Origin of the sequence: Marinobacterium zhoushanense (genome assembly GCF_014641945.1) — a bacterium.
In the GTDB taxonomy this organism is placed as follows: Bacteria; Pseudomonadota; Gammaproteobacteria; order Pseudomonadales; family Balneatricaceae; genus Marinobacterium_D; species Marinobacterium_D zhoushanense.
On the sequence record NZ_BMIJ01000007.1, the window covers coordinates 383,748 to 402,094 of the forward strand.

16 protein-coding genes are annotated in these 18,347 nt (G+C 62.4%); 8 read left to right on the forward strand and 8 right to left on the reverse strand.

From position 1 onward, the window contains the following. The 5 genes from IEX40_RS17820 to IEX40_RS17840 form a co-directional block, all read left to right on the forward strand. The coding region (locus tag IEX40_RS17820) for an electron transfer flavoprotein subunit alpha/FixB family protein (protein WP_188750723.1) at window positions 1–760 on the forward strand (760 nt) is incomplete at its 5' end. A gap of 266 nt (window positions 761–1,026) precedes the next feature. Next, window positions 1,027–2,229 carry a tryptophan synthase subunit beta gene (gene trpB, locus IEX40_RS17825; protein WP_188750725.1) on the forward strand — a complete coding sequence of 401 codons (1,203 nt, stop codon included), beginning with the start codon at window positions 1,027–1,029 and terminating at the stop codon, window positions 2,227–2,229. Window positions 2,230–2,398: 169 nt separating this feature from the next. Beyond that, window positions 2,399–2,947, forward strand: coding sequence for a cytochrome b (locus IEX40_RS17830; protein WP_188750727.1), 549 nt, complete (start codon window positions 2,399–2,401; stop codon window positions 2,945–2,947). Then, window positions 2,944–3,498 (forward strand): YceI family protein, encoded by a 555-nt coding sequence (locus IEX40_RS17835; RefSeq protein WP_188750729.1) that lies wholly within the window; start codon window positions 2,944–2,946, stop codon window positions 3,496–3,498. Before IEX40_RS17830 ends, IEX40_RS17835 begins: the two co-directional genes overlap by 4 nt. Then, on the forward strand, window positions 3,488–4,195 hold the full coding sequence (locus IEX40_RS17840) for a YceI family protein (RefSeq protein WP_188750731.1): 708 nt from the start codon (window positions 3,488–3,490) through the stop codon (window positions 4,193–4,195). The genes IEX40_RS17835 and IEX40_RS17840 overlap by 11 nt, the downstream gene beginning before the upstream one ends. Window positions 4,196–4,285: 90 nt before the next feature. Here IEX40_RS17840 and IEX40_RS17845 read toward each other — a convergent pair whose 3' ends face one another. Both IEX40_RS17845 and IEX40_RS17850 read right to left on the reverse strand, forming a co-directional pair. Next, entirely contained in the window at window positions 4,286–7,168 is a 2,883-nt protein-coding gene (locus IEX40_RS17845; RefSeq protein ID WP_188750822.1) for a valine--tRNA ligase, read from the reverse strand. A gap of 123 nt (window positions 7,169–7,291) precedes the next feature. Beyond that, complete coding sequence (locus IEX40_RS17850; protein ID WP_188750733.1) at window positions 7,292–8,044, reverse strand: M15 family metallopeptidase; 753 nt, start codon at window positions 8,042–8,044, stop codon at window positions 7,292–7,294. A 139-nt stretch (window positions 8,045–8,183) separates the two neighbouring features. On the opposite strand from IEX40_RS17850, the gene IEX40_RS17855 reads away from it, so the two are divergent. The 3 genes from IEX40_RS17855 (at window position 8,184) to IEX40_RS17865 (ending at window position 10,652) form a co-directional block, all read left to right on the forward strand. Beyond that, complete coding sequence (locus IEX40_RS17855) at window positions 8,184–8,885, forward strand: response regulator transcription factor (protein ID WP_188750735.1); 702 nt, start codon at window positions 8,184–8,186, stop codon at window positions 8,883–8,885. 20 nt (window positions 8,886–8,905) lie between these two features. Continuing rightward, window positions 8,906–10,063: a sensor histidine kinase gene (locus IEX40_RS17860; protein ID WP_188750737.1), complete on the forward strand. Its 1,158-nt coding sequence runs from the start codon at window positions 8,906–8,908 to the stop codon at window positions 10,061–10,063. A 133-nt stretch (window positions 10,064–10,196) separates the two neighbouring features. Continuing rightward, window positions 10,197–10,652 carry a hypothetical protein gene (locus IEX40_RS17865; protein ID WP_188750739.1) on the forward strand — a complete coding sequence of 152 codons (456 nt, stop codon included), beginning with the start codon at window positions 10,197–10,199 and terminating at the stop codon, window positions 10,650–10,652. 85 nt (window positions 10,653–10,737) lie between these two features. Here the strand turns inward: IEX40_RS17865 and IEX40_RS17870 are convergent, their stop codons facing one another. The 6 genes from IEX40_RS17870 to IEX40_RS17895 form a co-directional block, all read right to left on the reverse strand. Continuing rightward, window positions 10,738–12,150, reverse strand: a complete 1,413-nt coding sequence (locus IEX40_RS17870) for an NAD(P)(+) transhydrogenase (Re/Si-specific) subunit beta (RefSeq protein WP_188750741.1) — start codon at window positions 12,148–12,150, stop codon at window positions 10,738–10,740. Window positions 12,151–12,162: 12 nt separating this feature from the next. Then, window positions 12,163–13,725, reverse strand: coding sequence for a Re/Si-specific NAD(P)(+) transhydrogenase subunit alpha (locus IEX40_RS17875; RefSeq protein WP_188750743.1), 1,563 nt, complete (start codon window positions 13,723–13,725; stop codon window positions 12,163–12,165). 338 nt (window positions 13,726–14,063) lie between these two features. Next, window positions 14,064–15,257 (reverse strand): ABC transporter permease, encoded by a 1,194-nt coding sequence (locus IEX40_RS17880; RefSeq protein ID WP_188750744.1) that lies wholly within the window; start codon window positions 15,255–15,257, stop codon window positions 14,064–14,066. Beyond that, window positions 15,250–16,467 (reverse strand): ABC transporter permease, encoded by a 1,218-nt coding sequence (locus IEX40_RS17885; protein WP_188750746.1) that lies wholly within the window; start codon window positions 16,465–16,467, stop codon window positions 15,250–15,252. The genes IEX40_RS17880 and IEX40_RS17885 overlap by 8 nt, the downstream gene beginning before the upstream one ends. After that, a complete protein-coding gene (locus tag IEX40_RS17890) occupies window positions 16,454–17,176 on the reverse strand; it encodes an ABC transporter ATP-binding protein (protein WP_188750749.1) in 723 nt (240 codons plus the stop codon). Before IEX40_RS17890 ends, IEX40_RS17885 begins: the two co-directional genes overlap by 14 nt. Beyond that, entirely contained in the window at window positions 17,173–18,318 is a 1,146-nt protein-coding gene (locus IEX40_RS17895) for an efflux RND transporter periplasmic adaptor subunit (protein ID WP_188750750.1), read from the reverse strand. The genes IEX40_RS17890 and IEX40_RS17895 overlap by 4 nt, the downstream gene beginning before the upstream one ends. Between the last annotated feature and the right edge of the window lie 29 nt (window positions 18,319–18,347).

Genomic DNA, 18,347 nt, shown 5'->3' on the forward strand with positions numbered 1-18,347 from the left:
ACTGCTGGCCGATGCCCCGGCCTATGCGCACGGCCTGGCCGAGAACCTGTCACAGCTGATCGTGGAACTGGCCACCGGCTACAGCCACCTGCTGGCCCCGGCCGGCACCACCAGCAAGGATGTCATGCCGCGGGTGGCCGCGCTGCTCGACGTGGGTCAGCTGTCCGAAATCATCAGCGTCGAGTCCGCCGATACCTTCAAGCGCCCGATCTACGCCGGTAACGCCATCGCCACCGTACAGTCGCAGGATGCGATCAAGGTGATCACCGTGCGCGCCTCGGCCTTCGACAAGGCCGCGGCCGAGGGCGGCAGTGCCGCCATCGAAACCCTGAGCCAGACCTGTGACGCCGGCACCTCCGCCTTTGTCGGCGAGGAACTGGTCAAATCCGAGCGTCCGGAGCTGGCCAGCGCCCGCGTCATCATCTCCGGCGGTCGCGGCATGGGCAACGGCGACAACTTCGCCCTGCTCGAGAAAGCGGCCGACAAACTCGGCGCGGCGATCGGGGCGTCGCGTGCCGCGGTCGATGCCGGCTTCGTCAGCAACGATATGCAGGTGGGCCAGACCGGCAAGATCGTCGCCCCCGAACTCTACATCGCCGTCGGTATCTCCGGCGCGATCCAGCATCTGGCCGGGATGAAGGAGTCCAAGGTGATCGTGGCGATCAACAAGGACGAGGAGGCGCCGATCTTCCAGGTCGCCGACTACGGTCTGGTGGCGGACCTGTTCCAGGCTCTGCCGGAGCTGGAAGCGAAACTTTGATAGCTAACGTTAGTGGCAGGTCAGGGTTGGGCTAAGCGTCGGGTCTAATTCGGCAGCGTGGAGAGCATCGGGAGCGATGTGAGTACCGGCCTGAGTTTTTCAGGCCGGTATCCCGTTCAATGTAAAAGGAGCTGCGGCTCCTTTTGGCTTGCTGACCGCCGAGCGGAGGGCGGAATCGGTTTGTACGTTCGTCGTGGTTGTGCCAAACATGATTTGAAACTATCGTGTTTGTCAGATTTTTTGTATCAAATAATAAGGCGGTGCATATGGGTTATCTGAAGCAGTATCCAAACAAGGAAGGTTATTTCGGCGAGTTCGGCGGGGCGTTTCTGCCGCCTCAGCTCGAGTCCCAGTTTGCCGAGATCAACCGCGCTTACCTGACCCTGGGGCGTTCCGCTGACTTCCTCAATGAGCTGCGTTACATCCGTAAGCACTACCAGGGTCGGCCGACGCCGGTCTACTACGCGCACAATCTGAGCCGCGAGGTGGGAGCGCATATCTACCTCAAGCGTGAGGATCTGAACCACTCGGGCGCGCACAAGCTGAACCATTGCATGGCGGAAGCGCTGCTGGCCAAGCATATGGGCAAGACCAAGCTGATCGCCGAGACCGGCGCCGGCCAGCACGGCGTGGCGCTGGCCACGGCGGCGGCCTATTTCGGCATGGAGTGCGAGATCCATATGGGTGAAATTGACATTGCCAAGGAGTCGCCCAACGTGACCCGCATGAAGCTGCTCGGTGCCGAGGTGGTGCCGGTGGGGTTCGGCGGCCGCAGTCTGAAGGAGGCGGTGGACTCCGCGTTCCAGTCCTATCTGGGACAGGCCGAGACGGCGCTGTTCGCCATCGGCTCGGTGGTCGGGCCGCACCCCTTCCCGTTGATGGTACGTGACTTCCAGTCGGTGGTCGGCTTCGAGGCCAAGGATCAGTTCCTGGAGATGGTCGGCGAACTGCCGGATCAGGTCGGTGCCTGTGTCGGCGGCGGCTCCAACGCCATGGGCCTGTTCAGTGCGTTCCTCGACGATGAAGGGGTTGTCCTGAACGGTGTTGAACCGCTGGGCAAGGGCACCAAGCTTGGCGAGCATTCGGCAACCATGACCTTCGGCAAGCCGGGCATGATCCACGGCTTCAAGTGCCTGCTGCTGACTGACGACGAGGGTAACCCAGCGCCGGTGCACTCGATCGCTTCCGGCCTCGACTATCCGGGGGTTGGTCCCGAGCACTCCTTCCTCAAGACCGAGGGCAAGGTGAACTACCATGCGGTCAGCGATGACGATACGCTGGATGCGTTCTACAAGCTGTCCCGCATGGAGGGGATCATCCCGGCGCTGGAGAGCGCGCATGCGGTGGCCTGGGCGATGAAGCATGGTCGTGAAAACCCGGGGCAGACGATCCTGATCAACCTGTCCGGTCGAGGCGACAAGGATATCGACTACGTAACCGAAAACTTCGGCTTCGCACCCAAGTCCTGATAGCCCTAATGAAAAGGGCCCGCGCCATCAGGTGCGGGCTTTTGTGTTTAGAGCGTGTAATGTAGGGAGGTCTAGGCGGCTTTGACCGACCTGTGCCGCGATCCTAGACTCAAACCAGACCGGTCATGAGCGCTTGGCCGGTCATCAATGGATTGGGGGTTGTCAGTCAATGCTCGGGAACACAGTCGATTCATGGGGCGCGGTGGCCAAGTTATTGCACTGGCTGATGGCAGCGTTGCTCCTGATCCAACTGCTGCTGGGTGCTTTCGCGCTGATCTGGCCACTTTCACCGACCAAGCTGCAACTGTTCATCTGGCACAAGTCGCTGGGTCTGTTGCTACTGGTGCTGGTGCTCATCCGCCTGGCCTGGCGCTGGCTGAATCCGGTGCCGCGCCTGCCGTCCTCCGTACCGCCCTGGCAGCGTCTGGCCAGCCAGCTAAGCCATCTGACACTCTATGTCTGCCTGATCGCCTTACCGATCACCGGTTGGGTCATCAACTCCGCCAGTAACGTACCGCTGAAGGTGTTCTGGCTGTTTCGGTTGCCGAATATCACCGAACCGGACAAGGCACTGGAGCAGTTGATGAAGTGGGTGCACGGCGGTTTTGTTATGCTCTTCCTGCTGGTGCTCGTGGTGCATATCGCCGCCGCCTTGCACCACCATTTTGTCAGGCATGACGAAGTACTTACACGTATGTTACCGGGACGATCCAGATGAAAATGCTGTGGGGCGCTATTCTGCTGTTCCTCTTCAGTTGGCCGGCGTCGGCCGCCGACTGGCGCATGGTGCCGGACGCCAGTCGCTTGACGTTCGAGTCCAGCTATCAGGGCGAAGCCGTTCCCGGTCAGTTTCGTCGCTTCCAGGCCGAACTGACCCTGGATCCGGACCAGCCTGAAGACGCGACACTGGATGTTGAGGTCGATATCAGCAGTGCCGATATGAGCAGCAGCGAGCTGGACGAGGGTGTTGCTACCGAGGAGTGGTTCGATGTGGCCCGTTATCCACAAGCCGAGTTTCACAGTCGACAGATCCGTCGGATCGATAGCGAGCACTATGTGGCCACAGGCACACTCAACCTTAAGGGCACCCGGCGTGATATCGAACTGCCCTTCCGGTTTAACGCCGACGGTCAGATGGCACAGATGAGCGGTGAGCTGAAGCTGCAGCGCCTCTGGTTCGATATTGGCAGCGGCGATTGGAGCACGGACGAGCTGTTCGGCTTTGACGTACAGGTTCGGTTCGATGTGCGGTGGCGGCGTGCGCACTAGTCTTGCCCTGGCAGGGCTGATGCTGCTGTCGTTGGCAGGCTGTGCGCCGCAGGTCGAGAGGGGGCCGCTCACCCTGCCGAACCAACCGTCCGACTTTCCCTCCGAGCTGTACAGGGCTGCTGCCCAGCGTGGACAGCCGGTCTATCGGTTGGATGCCAGCCGCTCGATTGCAGTGATCCGGGTCTACCGCGGTGGGCGTATGGCCAAGCTCGGCCATGATCATGTAGTGGCGAGCCATCAGGTGCAGGGGTTGATTCTGTGGCAGTCGGATTGGCGGGCGCGCCGTGCGGATCTGTTTGTGCCTCTGGCCGCGTTGACGGTGGATGAAGCGGAGCTGAGGCGGCAATACAGTCTCACTACCCAGCCCAGCGAGCGGGATATCGAAGGCACTCGCAACAACATGCTCAACAAGACCCTGAGGGTAAACGACAATCCGTTCGTGACCCTTCAGCTGCAGCCGCTGTCTGGCGCGTTACCGCAGATGTCGGTGCAGGTCGAGATCAGCTTGAACGGTGTTACTCGGCGTAAGCAGGTCGAGGTTAAAGTCGAGGAGCTGCAAGGTGCGTTAGGCTTTTCCGGCGCATTCAAGTTAAAGCAGACGGAGTTCGGTCTCGAGCCTTACAGTCTGCTGGGCGGGTTGCTGCGGGTGGAGGATGAGGTCGATATCGACTTCGATTTGACAGCCGTCAGGCTGTAACGAGACAAAACAAAAAGGGGGCTGATGCCCCCTTTTTATTAGCAATGAATCCAGTGATGGATCAGACGCTTTTGGCTCACAAGTACTGGATCAGAGCGCCTCGATCTTGGTGTACTGCTCCTTGAGCGTGGCGAACGACTCCTGCGCGGCAGTGATCTTCTCGCGCTCCTTGGCGACTACCTCTTCCGGGGCGTTGGCGACGAACTTCTCGTTGGCCAGCTTGCCTTCGACGCGCTTGATCTCGCCGGTCAGACGGTCCAGCTCTTTCTGTAGACGGGCCAGTTCTGCCTCCTTGTCGATCAGGCCGGCCATCGGTACCAGCACCTCCATCTTGCCGACCAGCTTGGTGATCGACATCGGCGCTTCCTCATCCGCTTCCAGCCACTTGATCTCGCTCAGTTTGGCCAGCTTGGTCAGGGAGATGTAGCTCTCGCGCAGGCGACGGAAATCCTCGTCGCTGCCGTGCTGCACCAGCACCTCCAGCTCCTTGCCCGGGGCGATGTTCATCTCACCGCGGATGTTGCGGATACTGACGATCACCTCCTGCAGCCACTCCACGTCGGCTTCGGCGGTTTCGTCGATCAGCTCCTGAACCGGCTCGGGGTAGCGCTGCAGCATGATGGTGTCACCCTCCTTGCCGGCCAGCCCCTTGATCTGCTGCCAGATCTCTTCGGTGATGAACGGCATCATCGGGTGGGCCAGACGCAGGATCGCCTCCAGTACACGCACCAGGGTGCCGCGGGTACCGCGACGCAGGGCGGCCAGCTGCTCTTTCTCTGCATCGGTGCTGCCTTCGGTGGTATCCCAGAGTACCGGCTTGGACAGCTCCAGGTACCAGTCGCAGTACTGGTTCCAGATGAAGTCGTACAGGCTCTGCGCGGCCAGGTCGAAACGGTACTCGTCCAGGTGACGGATCACCGTTTGTTCGGTGCGCTGCAAGCTGCTGATGATCCAGCGGTCGGCCAGGGTCAGCAGCACCTCTTCGTTGTTCTGGCCGCAGTCCTGGCCCTCGGTGTTGCCGAGCACGTAGCGGGCAGCGTTCCAGATCTTGTTACAGAAGTTGCGGTAGCCCTCCAGACGCTTCATATCCCAGTTGATATCGCGACCGGTGGAGGCCAGCGCCGCCAGGGTGAAGCGCAGGGCGTCGGTCCCGTGGGCGGCGATCCCCTCCGGGAACTGCTTCTCGGTACGCTTGCCGATCTTCTCCGCCAGCTGCGGCTGCATCATGTTGCCGCAGCGCTTCTCCAGCAGATCCGGCAGGCTGATACCGTCGATCATATCCAGCGGATCGAGCACGTTGCCCTTGGACTTGGACATCTTGTCGCCGCTCTCGTCGCGGATCAGGCCGGTAACGTAGACGTTTTTGAACGGTACCTGCGGCTTGCCATCCTCATCCTTCATGAAGTGCATGGTCATCATGATCATGCGTGCTACCCAGAAGAAGATGATGTCGAAGCCGGTAACCAGGGTATCGGTGGGGTGAAAGGTCTTCAGACGCTCGGTGTTTTCCGGCCAGCCCAGGGTACCGAAAGTCCACAGCGCGGAGCTGAACCAGGTGTCGAGCACGTCGTCGTCCTGGCGCAGTTCCAGCTCCAGGTCCAGACCGTACTTCTCGCGCGCCGCTTCCGCCGAGTTGGCGACGTAGACGTTGCCGGCGTCGTCGTAGAATGCCGGGATGCGGTGACCCCACCACAGCTGGCGGGAGATACACCAGTCCTGGATGTCGCGCATCCAGGCGAAGTACATGTTCTCGTACTGCTTGGGTACGAACTTGATATCGCCGTTCTCGACCGCTTCGATCGCCGGCTTGGCCAGGGTTTTGGCATCGCAGAACCACTGGTCGGTCAGCATCGGCTCGATCACCACACCGCCACGGTCGCCGTAGGGCACGGTCATCGCGTTCTCTTCGATCTTGACCAGCAGGCCGGCTTCTTCGAACGCGGCGACGATCTGACGGCGGGCTTCGAAGCGCTCCAGGCCGCGGAACTGCTGCGGCAGGGTCGGGTCCAGTTCGCTGTTGACGCTGCCGTCGAAGTTGAATACCTGTGCCTCTTCGCGAATATCCGCGTTCAGTGTCAGCACGTTGACCAGCGGCAGCTGCTGGCGCTGACCAACCTGGTAGTCGTTGAAGTCGTGGGCCGGGGTGATCTTCACACAGCCGGTGCCCTTCTCCATGTTGGCGTAGTCGTCGGCGACGATGGGGATACGACGCCCCACCAGCGGCAGCTCGACGAACTTGCCGATCAGGTCGTCGTAGCGCTCATCTTCCGGGTTAACGGCCACGCCGGTATCGCCAAGCATGGTCTCCGGACGGGTGGTACCGACCACGATGTAGTCCAGGCCGTCCTTGGTTTTGACACCGTCGGCCAGCGGGTAGCGCAGGTACCACATCTTGCCTTTGACTTCGCGGTTCTCCACCTCCAGGTCGGAGATCGCGGTGTGCAGTTTCGGGTCCCAGTTGACCAGGCGCTTGCCGCGGTAGATCAGGCCGTCGTCATAGAGGCGGATAAACACCTCCTGCACCGCGTGGTAGAAGCCGGAGTCCATGGTGAAGCGCTCGGTGGGCCAGTCCACCGAGTTACCCAGGCGACGCATCTGACCGGTAATGGTGCCGCCGGACTCCTCCTTCCACTCCCACACCTTCTCGATGAAGGCGTCGCGGCCCAGGTCGTAGCGGCTCTCGCCGGTTTCGGCGGCCAGTTTGCGCTCGACCACCATCTGGGTGGCAATACCGGCATGGTCGGTACCCACCTGCCACAGGGTGTTGTTGCCCTGCATGCGGCGGTAGCGGATCAGCGCATCCATGATGGTGTGCTGGAAGGCGTGGCCCATGTGCAGGCTGCCGGTGACGTTGGGCGGCGGGATCATGATGCTGTAGGCATCGCCCTCGCCTGATGGGGCGAAGTAGTTACTCTCTTCCCATTTCTTGTACCAGTTCTGTTCGATCTCGTTGGGCTGGTAGGTCTTGTCCATGCGGTCTGTCATGTCTTGAAATCCGGCAGCGTGATTGCGCCCGCGGTGAAAGGGGCGCAGGGCGATTCGAAAACCGGACATTATACAGGCTCAGACCGACCGGTTACAGGGCGTGGTGGCCGATCAGCGCGGCGCCAACTGCTGTTGCCACAGATGCTCCAGCGAGGGCAGGTGGGTGGCGCTGTAGCGGGCGCTGGGCTCGCCGCTGTACCAGGCCCAGAGCTGGTCGCCGAAGTCGTAGTGCCACCACTCGGAGGGCAGGTTGGTGAAGCCAGCCGAGGTCATCGCCCGGTAGAGAATGCGGCGGTGGTGGCGGGCCATCAGTGCCTGCATCGAGTGGTCGGCGTCCTCCGCTTCCAGTGCCGCGGTAAAGGATAGCGGACTGGCCTCGTCGAACAGGGTGCCCATGTCGATCAGCCGGCCATCAGCGTCGGCCAGGCAGACATCCACTGCACCGCCGGTCAGGTGGGGGCTGGGTGCGTCGATGTCGGTGCTGGGTGGGGAGACCAGCTCCCGGGCCCGTCGCACCAGCTCCTCCTCGGACATCTCGGGGCTGGCATGCTGCATCAGGTTGAGCAGGGTGTCGTACAGATACTGCTGCACGCTGAATGGGCGCCAGCCATCCAGTACCACCAGCTGCAGCCCCTCCGGCAGCGCGCGGGCGGCGTCAAGCAGCCGGTCGAACACCCCTTGGCGCAGGTGGCATTCGGGCACTGCACCGGAGATCCGCTGATGGAAATAGGCGGGCCAGGTCAACCACTCCAGGCACAGGCTGGCGGGCTGCAGGCGCTCGCCGCACTCGTGGATCGGTATTGCCTGTAGCCGCGTCCAATCGGGCATCGGCAGCGAGGGGATAGCGGGCGGTTCTGTTCGCATTCAGCGGGTCCATGAGTGTGTTTATTCCTATACCTTAGCGGCATCCGCGTCAGCTTGGTACAGGGGGGCTTTTGCGTTTATGCCGGGAACTCCTAATCTTTTCACTAAGAGTAAGAGATAGCCTAGTGGGTTTCTGAACATGACTGCATCGCAACAGCGACCGATACTGGTGATAGAGGATGACCGCCATATCGCCGCACTGGTCAAGACCTATCTCGAGCATGAGGGGTTCCAGGCATCGGTCGCCACCGATGGCGAACAGGGCTTGGCCGCGGCGCTGGAACAACAACCCCGGCTGGTGATTCTGGATCTGATGCTGCCGAGGCTGGATGGCTGGGAGGTGTGCCGTCGTCTGCGTGCCGATTCCGATGTGCCGGTACTGGTGCTGAGCGCTCGCGGTGAGGAGGTGGACCGGGTGATGGGGTTTTCCATCGGTGCCGATGACTATGTGGTCAAGCCCTTCAGTCCTCGCGAGTTGATGGAGCGAGTCAAGGCGATACTGCGCCGGGCGGAGCGCACCGAGGTAGCCGACACTGCTCTGTTACATCAGGGGGAGTTGAGCCTGGACCGGGAGACCCATGAAGCGCGGCTGGTAGAGCGCGAGCTGTCGCTGACGCCGACAGAGTTTCGCTTGCTCGAGGTATTGATGGCGCATCCCGGAAGGGTTTACTCCCGCTCGGCGCTGTTGAATCAGATCAACCAGCATGGCGAGGTGGTGGTTGAGCGGGTGATCGATGTGCACGTGGGCAAACTCAGGCGCAAGATCGAAACCGACAGCACGCATCCGCACTACATAGAGACGGTGAGAGGGATAGGCTACAGGTTCAATCCCCAAGCCTGACCCGGCCGCTGGAGGCTGTTATGCACAATCGTCTGTTGTGGCGCCTTTTCGCGATCAATGCCGTGATCATCGCCACGGTGATCCTGGTGGTCTGGTTGGCAGTCGATTATCTGGCCGCCAGCTACTTCATGGTGCTGATGGATGAGTACCATATCTCGCCCGACGACGCGAACGCGCTGTTTCTCGACTCCATCCACCGCTACCTGATCTGGGGCAGCCTGCTGGCGTTCGCGCTCTCGCTATTGCTCAGTGTGCTGCTGACTCGGCGGGTTCTGCGTCCGCTGTCGCGCATGGCGGAGGTGACCCGCCGTGTCGCCGCAGGTGATTACAGTGCCAGGGTGGGGTTGGAGGGGGATGACGAGATCGCCCGGCTGGGGCAGGCGTTTGATCGGATGACCGCCGCCCTGGCGCGGTTGGAGCATCAGCGTGAGCAGATGGTGGCCGACGCGGCCCACGAGTTGCGCACACCGCTGAGCAATGTTCAGGGCTACCTGGAAGCGATGCGCGACGGCGTCATCCAGCCATCGGAGGAGGTGTGGTCGATGCTGCTGGGTGAAGTGCAGAGGCTGACCAAACTGGCCGAGTCGCTGCTCGATCTGGCCCGTGCCGATGCCGCCCGCAGCGATCTGCATCTGCAAGCGGTATCGTTAACGGCGATGGTGGAGGAAGCGCTGGAGCTGGGACGTCCAATGCTGGAGGCGCGCGGCATCCGGGTCGAGTGCGCGCTATCGAAAGAGGCTGACCGGGTGTACGCCGATCCCGACAAGCTACATCAGGTGCTGCGCAACCTGATCGAGAACGCCGGTCATTACGCCACTGAAGGTGGACGGTTGCAGATCAGCCTCAGTCGGCAGCGGGAGTTTGCGCTGCTCAGCCTGCGTAATGATGGCCAGACCTTTACCGCCGAGGATGCACCCTACGTATTTGAACGCTTCTTTCGTGCCGACCGTTCGCGGGCGAGGGGCAAGGGGGTCGCGGGAGTCGGTCTGGCGATCGTCAAAGAGCTGGTTGAGGCGCAGGGTGGTGAGGTCGGTGCACGGGTGGGCGACGGGCAGACCGAGCTATACCTGACGCTGCCGTTGCTGCCCTCTACCTCGACCGCGACTGAGCGTACCTCGACCGCGACTGAGCGCGAGGCGTTGAGCCTGATCGATAACAGAACGCCGCAGGCTCGCTGAAGAGCTTTACCGTTTGTTTACATAGCCTTTAACCAAGCTTTATCCGCATTGATTAATCTCTGAAGTGAAAGCTGTCTTTCCTGCAAACACTCTTAATGACTGGGCGAGATATACCCGTCCGGGGAGGTTGATCATGTTAACCCGGTTGTTCTCTTCACTGTTTATCAGCTTGATGTTGCTGCTTCCGGCGCTCGCCGAGGCCGGGCAGCCCAACTTCATGCCCTCGGTCTGGGGCGATGGCATGCTCTGGGGTACCAAGGGCACCACCGAACTGCCGGCGCCGACCGACCGTAACGTGCAGTCGTTCGATGCCCTGTACGTAATCATCAACAACCCCGATGCGGTCCAGTTCCCGGTATCGGAAGCGGCGCCGGGTAACCCCGCCTACAATGGGGGGCGCTGGTTTACCCATACGGTGATGTGGACGGAGGAGGGGTTGGAGGCCCACGATCCGGTGCCCGTGCTGACCTCCTACGAGGATATTCTCTTTCACGAGAGTCTGGGGCATCTGTTGATCGTATCCGGCAGTTTTGACGGGGGGCCGGCACCCTACTTTCAGTGCCCGCTGCTGCCGGTGCTGGCGTATTGATCGGATGAGCGTTTAACGCTGAGTCTTGATCGACAGGTAGAAAAGAGCAGACCGGCGGTTGCCGGTCTGCTCTTTTGGCATGCGATTACTCGCTGAGGGCTTTCAATACCGCATCCACACTGTCCTTGGCATCGCCGAACAGCATACGGGTGTTCTCCTTGTAGAATAGCGGGTTGTCCACCCCGGCGTAGCCGGTGCTCATGCCGCGCTTGAGCACGATGGTGGTCTTGCCGTTCCACGGCTCCAGTACCGGCATACCGGCGATCGGGCTGTCGGGTACTTCCTGTGCCGCCGGGTTGACGATGTCGTTGGCGCCGATGACGATGGAGACATCCACCTTCGGGAAATCCTCGTTGATCTCGTCCATTTCGTAGACGATATCGTAGGGCACCTTGGCTTCGGCCAGCAGCACGTTCATATGCCCCGGCATACGCCCAGCCACCGGGTGGATACCGAAGCGCACGTTGACACCTTTCTCCTTCAGCTTCTTGCTGATCTCAAACACCGTGTGCTGGGCCTGGGCCACCGCCATGCCATAGCCGGGCAGGATCATCACCTCTTTGGCGTGGGACAGCAGATCGGCCACCTCCTCGGCCTGAATCGGCTTGATATCCGCTTCACTGCCGGCAGGGCCAGCGGCACCGCCTGTGCTCTTGTTGCCACTGCTCTTGGAACCAAAGCCGCCAAGGATGACGTTGAGGAACTTGCGGTTCATCGCCCTGCACATGATGTAGCTGAGGATCGCACCACTGGAGCCGACCAGGGCACCGACCACGATCAGCAGGTCGTTACCGAGCATGAAGCCCATCGCCGCCGCCGCCCAGCCGGAGTAGCTGTTGAGCATCGACACGACGACCGGCATGTCGGCACCGCCGATGGCGACGACCATGTGCACACCGAATACCAGCGCGATCAGGGTCATCAGCGCCAGAGCGACGAAACCGCCCTCCGGGGCCGCCGCCACGTACTCGAAGCAGAACCAGATCGCCAGCAGGCCAAGGCCGGCGTTGAACAGGTGGCGGCCCGGCAGCTGCAGCGGCTTGCCGCTGATCTTGGCAGAGAGCTTCAGGTAGGCGCAGACCGAACCGGAGAAGGTCATGGCGCCGATCAGGATGCCGAGATAGGTTTCGGTGGCGTGGATCGCCTGCTCGACCGGGGTCATGGTGGCACCATGATCCAGCGCGTTGGCCCAGCCGACGAAGACGGCGGCCATACCCACCAGACTGTGCAGGATGGCGACCAGCTCCGGCATCTGGGTCATCTCGACCTTCTTCGCCAGGTACCAGCCGATGGCGCCACCGGCGACGATACCGCCGATCAGGAACACCTGGTTCTGGGTGACCAGACCGATGATGGTGACCAGCAACGCCAGGCCCATGCCGAGCATGCCGTAGAAGTTGCCGCGCCGGGCGCTCTCCTGGTGGGCGAGCCCACCGAGGGCCATGATAAACAGCGCGCTCGCTGCGATGTATGAAACTGTGATGATGCCTGCATTCATGCTGACGGCTCCTTATTTCCTGAACATCCGCAGCATGCGCTGGGTGACGGCGAAGCCGCCGACGATGTTGATACTGGTGATGAACACCGCCAGCGTGGCCAGGATTACCACCAGCGGACTGTCGCTGGAGATCTGGATCAGGGCGCCGATGACGATGATGCTACTGATGGCGTTGGTCACGCTCATCAACGGCGTGTGCAGCGAGTGCGATACACCCCAGATCACCATGTAGCCGATGAAGCAGGAGAGCACGAACACGGTCAGGTGACCGATGAACTCCGGCGGCGCCACGGAGCCCAGACCGAACAGGGCCAGACCAGCCAGTGCCAGTGGCACCAGGAACGCCAGCGGATGGGCTGGTTTGGGCTCGGCTTTCGCCATCTGCGCCTTGGCCTTGGCGCCGATATCAGCCTTCGGCGCTACGGACAGGCGCGGTGCCGGTGGTGGCCAGGTGATCTCGCCCTCCTTGACCACGGTGGCACCGCGGATCACCTCGTCCTCCATGTTCACGACGATCTCGCCGTTCTTCTCCGGGCAGAGGTCGGTGAGCAGGTGACGCAGGTTGGTGGCATAGAGCTGGCTCGACTGCGCCGCCAGACGGCTGGGCAGGTTGGTGTAGCCGATCAGGGTGACGCCGTGCTTGACCACCACCTTGTTGGCTTCGGTCAGCTTGCAGTTACCGCCGGCTTCGGCGGCCAGGTCGACAATGACGCTGCCCGGCTTCATGTTGGCGACCATGCGCTCGGTGATCAGCTCCGGCGCCGGCTTGCCCGGGATCAGCGCGGTGGTGATGATGATATCCACCTCGGCCGCCTGGGCGGCGAACAGGTCCATCTCCGCCTTGATGAACTCGGGGCTCATGGTCTTGGCGTAGCCGCCGGTCCCTGCACCATCTTCTTCGGGGAAGTCGAGCATCAGGAACTCGGCGTCCATGCTCTCGACCTGCTCCTTCACTTCGGGGCGGGTATCAAAGGCACGCACGATGGCGCCCATGCTTTTGGCGGCGCCAATGGCGGCAAGACCTGCGACACCGGCGCCGATCACCAGCACCTTGGCCGGGGGGATCTTGCCGGCGGCGGTGATCTGACCGGTGAAGAAGCGGCCGAAATGCTGCGCGGCTTCCACAACGGCGCGATAGCCGGCGATATTGGCCATGGAACTCAGCGCATCCATCTTCTGCGCACGGGAGATACGCGGCACGCTGTCCATCGCCAGCGCGGTGACGCCACGCTCGGCCAGGGCCTGGAGTTTCTCCGGGTTCATCGCCGGGTAGAGGAAGCTGATCAGGGTCTGGCCCGGCTTCATCAGTTCGACGCCGTAGAAGCCCAGCTCAGGGTGCTCGATAGGCGGGCGAACATGCAGGATGATGTCTGAGTTGTGCCAGATATCACGCGGATCTTCGACGATCTCGACACCGGCTCTGCGGTACTGTTCATCATCGAAGCTGGCGGCCGCACCGGCCTGGGATTCGATCGCCAGGGTGAAACCGAGCTTCTGCAACTGGGTGGCGACCTCAGGGGTCAGCGCGACGCGCTTCTCTCCCTCTTCGATCTCCTTGGGGACACCTATTCGCATCTGTCTCTACTCTCTTGAGTCAAATTGAAAATCCGCTTTGCCGTGCGCCGGGTGAGGCGCGTAGCTATCGATGCTGCGTATTCTGTTGGCCATTCGGGGACCTTGCTACGGCCTGAAAGTCTGAATCAGGCGGTACAAAGGACCTGTTCTGTAGCGAAAGCCGTCAATACTGGAGCCGCATTGTAGGGAGAACGAAGCGTGAAAACCTTTCTAGGAACGCCTTGCACCTACGCTGCTTCGGCATTTCAGACGTTTATTCGACATTAGTCTATATGAAATATTTTTCCTATGGGGTTCTGGCGGAGTTCGATGGAGCGGCGGGGAGGAGGGTTTGAGCGCTATTCACTCTGTAGCGCTGTAACGGGATTCAGTCTGGCGGCCTGTCGAGCCGGCAGCACCCCAGCCAACAATCCGACAGCGGCGGATAAGCCCAGCGCCAGCAGCAGGAACAGGGGGCTGATCTGGATCGGCAATGCGGGAATGGCCAGCGCCAGCAAACCGAGTGAAAGTGCCGAGAGCAGCAGTCCGGCGATGCCGCCGGCAAGCGCCAGCAGCATCGCTTCGCTCAGAAACAGCAGCAGTACCTGGCGTGAGGTGGCCCCGAGCGCACGCAACAGCCCAATCTCGCTGCGCCGCTCACGTACCGTGGTGACCATGATGGTGAGGATGCCGATGGCACCGACCAGGAGGGAGATACCGCCCAGTCCGCCGACCGCCAGAGTCAGGATACCGAGAATGCGGTCCAGGCTGGCCAGCATCTCGTCCTGGGTGATGATGGTGAAGTCCTCGCCGCCGTGGCGGGCGATTAGTCGGGCGCGGATACGCTCGGCCATCGCCTGCGCCGTCGTCGCCGCCTGGTAGGTGACATCCACCTCCATCAGTCCGGCCCGGTTGAACAGATTCAGTGCGCGATCGATGGGGATATAGACGATATCGTCCAGGTCGAAACCGAGCATCTGCCCCTTCTCCTCCATCACGCCGACCACCCGATAGCGCTCGCCGCCGACACGGATGAACTGACCCAGCGGGTTGGCTTCGCCGAACAGTTCATTGCGCACCTTGTGGCCGAGTACGGCATAGGGCTGGGAGTAGCCGGCGCTCGAGGGCAGAAAACGGCCGAGCACCACGTTGAAACGCCAGGCGGCAGCAGCGTCCGGCCCGGTGCCGAGAATATCGGTGTGGCGCACGCGGTTGCCGTACTCGATGGCACCAGCACCCTGGACAATCGGCACCACATGGATAGCGTAGGGCAGGGAGCGAAAGCTGTGTGCGTCTTCGAGGCTGATTGGACGGGTACTGGAGAGAATGCTGCCCAGGCCGCCGGTCTGGGTCTTGCCCGGGGTCACGGCGACGATACGGCTGCCGAACTGGGAAAAGTTTTCCAGCACATAGAGGCGTACGCCCTCGCCCAGGGTGGTCAACATCATCACCGCGGCGATACCGATGGCGATGCCAAGAATGGTCAACAGTGAGCGCATCCTGCCGGCACTGAGCGTACCCAGGGTCAGGCGTAGATAGTCTTGGCTAAGCATCCCGTACCTCGCCTCTCAAGGCCAATACCGGGGCCATGCGCGCGGCACGTCGGGCCGGCAGCCAGGCGAACAGGGTGGCGACGCCGAGCGCGATCACCAGGCTGCCGCTCAGTGCCCAGAACGGCACCGATACCGGGAACTGGGGCCAGATGCTGTGTCCCAGCCAGAGCAGGGCGTAGCCGGAGGCGATGCCGAGCAGTGCGCCCAGTGCCGACAGCATCAGCGCCTCGCTGAGAAACAGCAGGCGCACCAGGTTGGCGCTGGCACCGAGCGCCTTGAGCAGACCGATCTCGGCGGTACGCTGGCTGACGCTGATCAGCGTGATGTTCATGATCAGGATACCGGCCACCACCAGGCTGATTGCGGCGATGGCGCCTACCGACAGGGTCAACAGATGCAGAATGTCGGAAAAAGCGCCGAGCAGCGCATCCTGGGTGATCAGGGTGATGTCGCGCTCGCCGCCGTGGCGCTGCTGCATCAACTCGAGGACGCGCTGCCGGGCACCGTCGAACGAGGCGCCCGGGCGCACCTTGAGCAGCACGCGGAACATCCCCTGGGTATTGAAGATTTGCTGCGCCGAGGCTACCGGCAGGATCACCTGGTTACTGACATCCATCCCCAGCGACTCGCCGCGATCCTCGACGATGCCGATGACGCGGAAACGGCGGTCGCCGACCCGTATCCACTCACCGAGCGCGGGCGCAGTGCCGAACAGAATATCGCGCACCTCCGGGCCGATGACACAGACCGACCCGGCCTGCTCCAGCGGCGCCTGAGGCAAGGCCTGCCCCTGCTGCATGCTGAGCTGGCGCAGGTCGAAAAAGCGTGCACTGGTGCCCAGGGTCAGAATCTCGCGGTTGCGCCCGCCCACGTAGACCTGGGCGTTACCGACGATCAATGGTGCCACCATCTCGATCTCGGGCAAACGCTCCAGCGCCGCGACATCCTCCAGTGTGATGTCGCGGGTGCCCTCTCCGGTCAGCGGTGGCAAGCCGCCGGTGGTCTCCTTGCGTCCCGGCAGCATGATCAGGGTATCCTGGCCGAGCAGGGAAAACTCCTCCAGCACGAAGCGCCGTGCTCCTTCGCCAAGACCGGTAAGCAGCAGCACTGCCGCGACGCCGACCGCGGTGGCGAGCAGGATCATCAGGGTGCGGAACCACTGCCGCAGCAGCAGGTGCAGGTTGAACTGGATCAGGTCAGCGAGGCGCATCGGCCCTGTCCGGTTCGCTGTCGGTGACGTTACCGTCGCCGTTGGTTTCGCGGATCAGCGCACCATCCTGCATCCACAGTCGGCGTCGGGCGCGGCCGCCCATGGCCGGGTCGTGGGTCACCACCAGCAGGGTGATCCCTTCGCCGTTGAGCTCCTCCAGCAGCGAGATCACTTCGCCACTGGCGTGGCTGTCCAGGTTGCCGGTGGGCTCGTCGGCCAGTAACAGGGCGGGGCGGCGAATGACCGCGCGGGCGATGGCGACCCGCTGACGCTGGCCGCCGGAGAGCTGGTGCGGGTGGTGCGTGGCGTGATGCTCCAGGCCCAGACGTTCGAGCAGTTCGTCCACCCGGGGGCGACGTTCGCGCGGCGCTACGCCGGTCAGGATCAACGGCAGCTCGATATTCTCGCGGGCGCTGAGCCGGTCGATCAGGTGGTAGGCCTGGAACACGAAACCGATACGCTGGTTGCGTACCTTCGCGCGCTGCTCCTCGTTGAGTGCGCCCATCTCCTGCTCCTCCAGCCAGTAGCGGCCGCTGTCCGGCGTGTCGAGCAGACCGAGCATGTTCAACAGCGTCGACTTGCCCGAGCCGGAGGGGCCCATCACCGACAGGTAGTCGCCGGCGTCGATACGCAGGTCGAGATGGTCGAGCGCGTGCACGCTCTCACCGCCGAGGTGGTAGGTCTTGCACAGTTGCTCGAGACGGATCATGGTGCGGGCGTTGATTGTGGCGTCACCGCAGCGCCATCCACGGCGCCATCGATATCCAGCCGGGTGAGGATAAGGTCGCCCGCCGACAGGCCCGCGGTGATGGCGGTCCAGCTCCAGTTGGCCGGGCCGGTGTCAACGGTTACCCGCTCCAGGGTGGCGTTATCGGGGTTGAAACGCAGTACCGCATTGCCTTCCAGCAGCGCTTCGGTGGGGATGCGCAGAACATCGGCGTGGCGCTCGATAATCACCTCCACATCGGCGCTGTAGCCGACCAGCAACCGGGTGTTCTGCGGAATCGGATCGAAGTAGACATCCACGTCGACGGTGCGCGCCTGCTTCTCCAGTTCGGAGACGAAGGGGGCGATGCGTTTCAACGTGCCGCTGAAACGGTCGCCACGGAAGGCATCCAGGGTAATCCGTGCCTGCTGGCCGGGCATTAACTGCGCGGCTTCGACCTCATCGATCGGGGCGCGCACGTAGAGGCAGGTGTCATCGATCAGGTCCACCGCCGGTGGAGTGGCGACGCCGGGCGGGGAGGGGGTGGTGTACTCGCCCGGTTCGCCGTTGATCTCGGCGACGATGCCGGCGAACGGCGCGCGCAGCTGCATCTTGTCCAGTTGCGCGGTGTACAGTGCAAGCTGGGCCTCGGCCTGCTCGATGGCGACACCGGCCTGCTCGCAGCTGATGGCGGAGAGGCTAGCGTCGTTGGCCAGGCGGTCGAGCTGTTCGGCAGAGACCAGATTGCGCTCGGCCAGGGATTGGGAGCGTTTCAGCTCACGACGGTTGAACTCGGCTAGTTCGCAGGCGCGTTTGCGTTCCAGGCGTGCGGCCTTGAGATTGGCATCGGCCTGGGCAACCCGCGCCTGCTGCTCATCATCGTGCAGACGCAGCAGCACCTGATCCGGCTTGACCCGGTCGCCCTCATCGACGTACAGCGCCTCGACCCGACCGCCCAGCGGCATCGACAGTCGTGAGCGGTCACAGGCGCGGATGGTGCCGGCACGGCTGTTGGCGGCGATCACCTCGACCGGACCGGCCTCTATTCGGATCAGCGGAATGCTAATGGGATCGGGACGGGTCAGATACCAGATGCCGGCTGCAGCCGGCAGGGCGATCGATAACAGTATCAGTGCGCGCTTCATGCGAACTCCTGAGCCCCTCCCTCGATGGG

Bases quoted from the DNA above. Each gene is read 5' to 3' on its own strand.
- trpB (WP_188750725.1), top strand. From the start codon at position 1,027: ATGGGTTATCTGAAGCAGTATCCAAACAAGGAAGGTTATTTCGGCGAG.
- IEX40_RS17830 (WP_188750727.1), top strand. From the start codon at position 2,399: ATGCTCGGGAACACAGTCGATTCATGGGGCGCGGTGGCCAAGTTATTG.
- IEX40_RS17835 (WP_188750729.1), top strand. From the start codon at position 2,944: ATGAAAATGCTGTGGGGCGCTATTCTGCTGTTCCTCTTCAGTTGGCCG.
- IEX40_RS17845 (WP_188750822.1), bottom strand. From the start codon at position 7,168: ATGGACAAGACCTACCAGCCCAACGAGATCGAACAGAACTGGTACAAG.
- IEX40_RS17850 (WP_188750733.1), bottom strand. From the start codon at position 8,044: ATGCGAACAGAACCGCCCGCTATCCCCTCGCTGCCGATGCCCGATTGG.
- IEX40_RS17855 (WP_188750735.1), top strand. From the start codon at position 8,184: ATGACTGCATCGCAACAGCGACCGATACTGGTGATAGAGGATGACCGC.
- IEX40_RS17860 (WP_188750737.1), top strand. From the start codon at position 8,906: ATGCACAATCGTCTGTTGTGGCGCCTTTTCGCGATCAATGCCGTGATC.
- IEX40_RS17865 (WP_188750739.1), top strand. From the start codon at position 10,197: ATGTTAACCCGGTTGTTCTCTTCACTGTTTATCAGCTTGATGTTGCTG.
- IEX40_RS17870 (WP_188750741.1), bottom strand. From the start codon at position 12,150: ATGAATGCAGGCATCATCACAGTTTCATACATCGCAGCGAGCGCGCTG.
- IEX40_RS17875 (WP_188750743.1), bottom strand. From the start codon at position 13,725: ATGCGAATAGGTGTCCCCAAGGAGATCGAAGAGGGAGAGAAGCGCGTC.
- IEX40_RS17880 (WP_188750744.1), bottom strand. From the start codon at position 15,257: ATGCTTAGCCAAGACTATCTACGCCTGACCCTGGGTACGCTCAGTGCC.
- IEX40_RS17885 (WP_188750746.1), bottom strand. From the start codon at position 16,467: ATGCGCCTCGCTGACCTGATCCAGTTCAACCTGCACCTGCTGCTGCGG.
- IEX40_RS17890 (WP_188750749.1), bottom strand. From the start codon at position 17,176: ATGATCCGTCTCGAGCAACTGTGCAAGACCTACCACCTCGGCGGTGAG.
- IEX40_RS17895 (WP_188750750.1), bottom strand. From the start codon at position 18,318: ATGAAGCGCGCACTGATACTGTTATCGATCGCCCTGCCGGCTGCAGCC.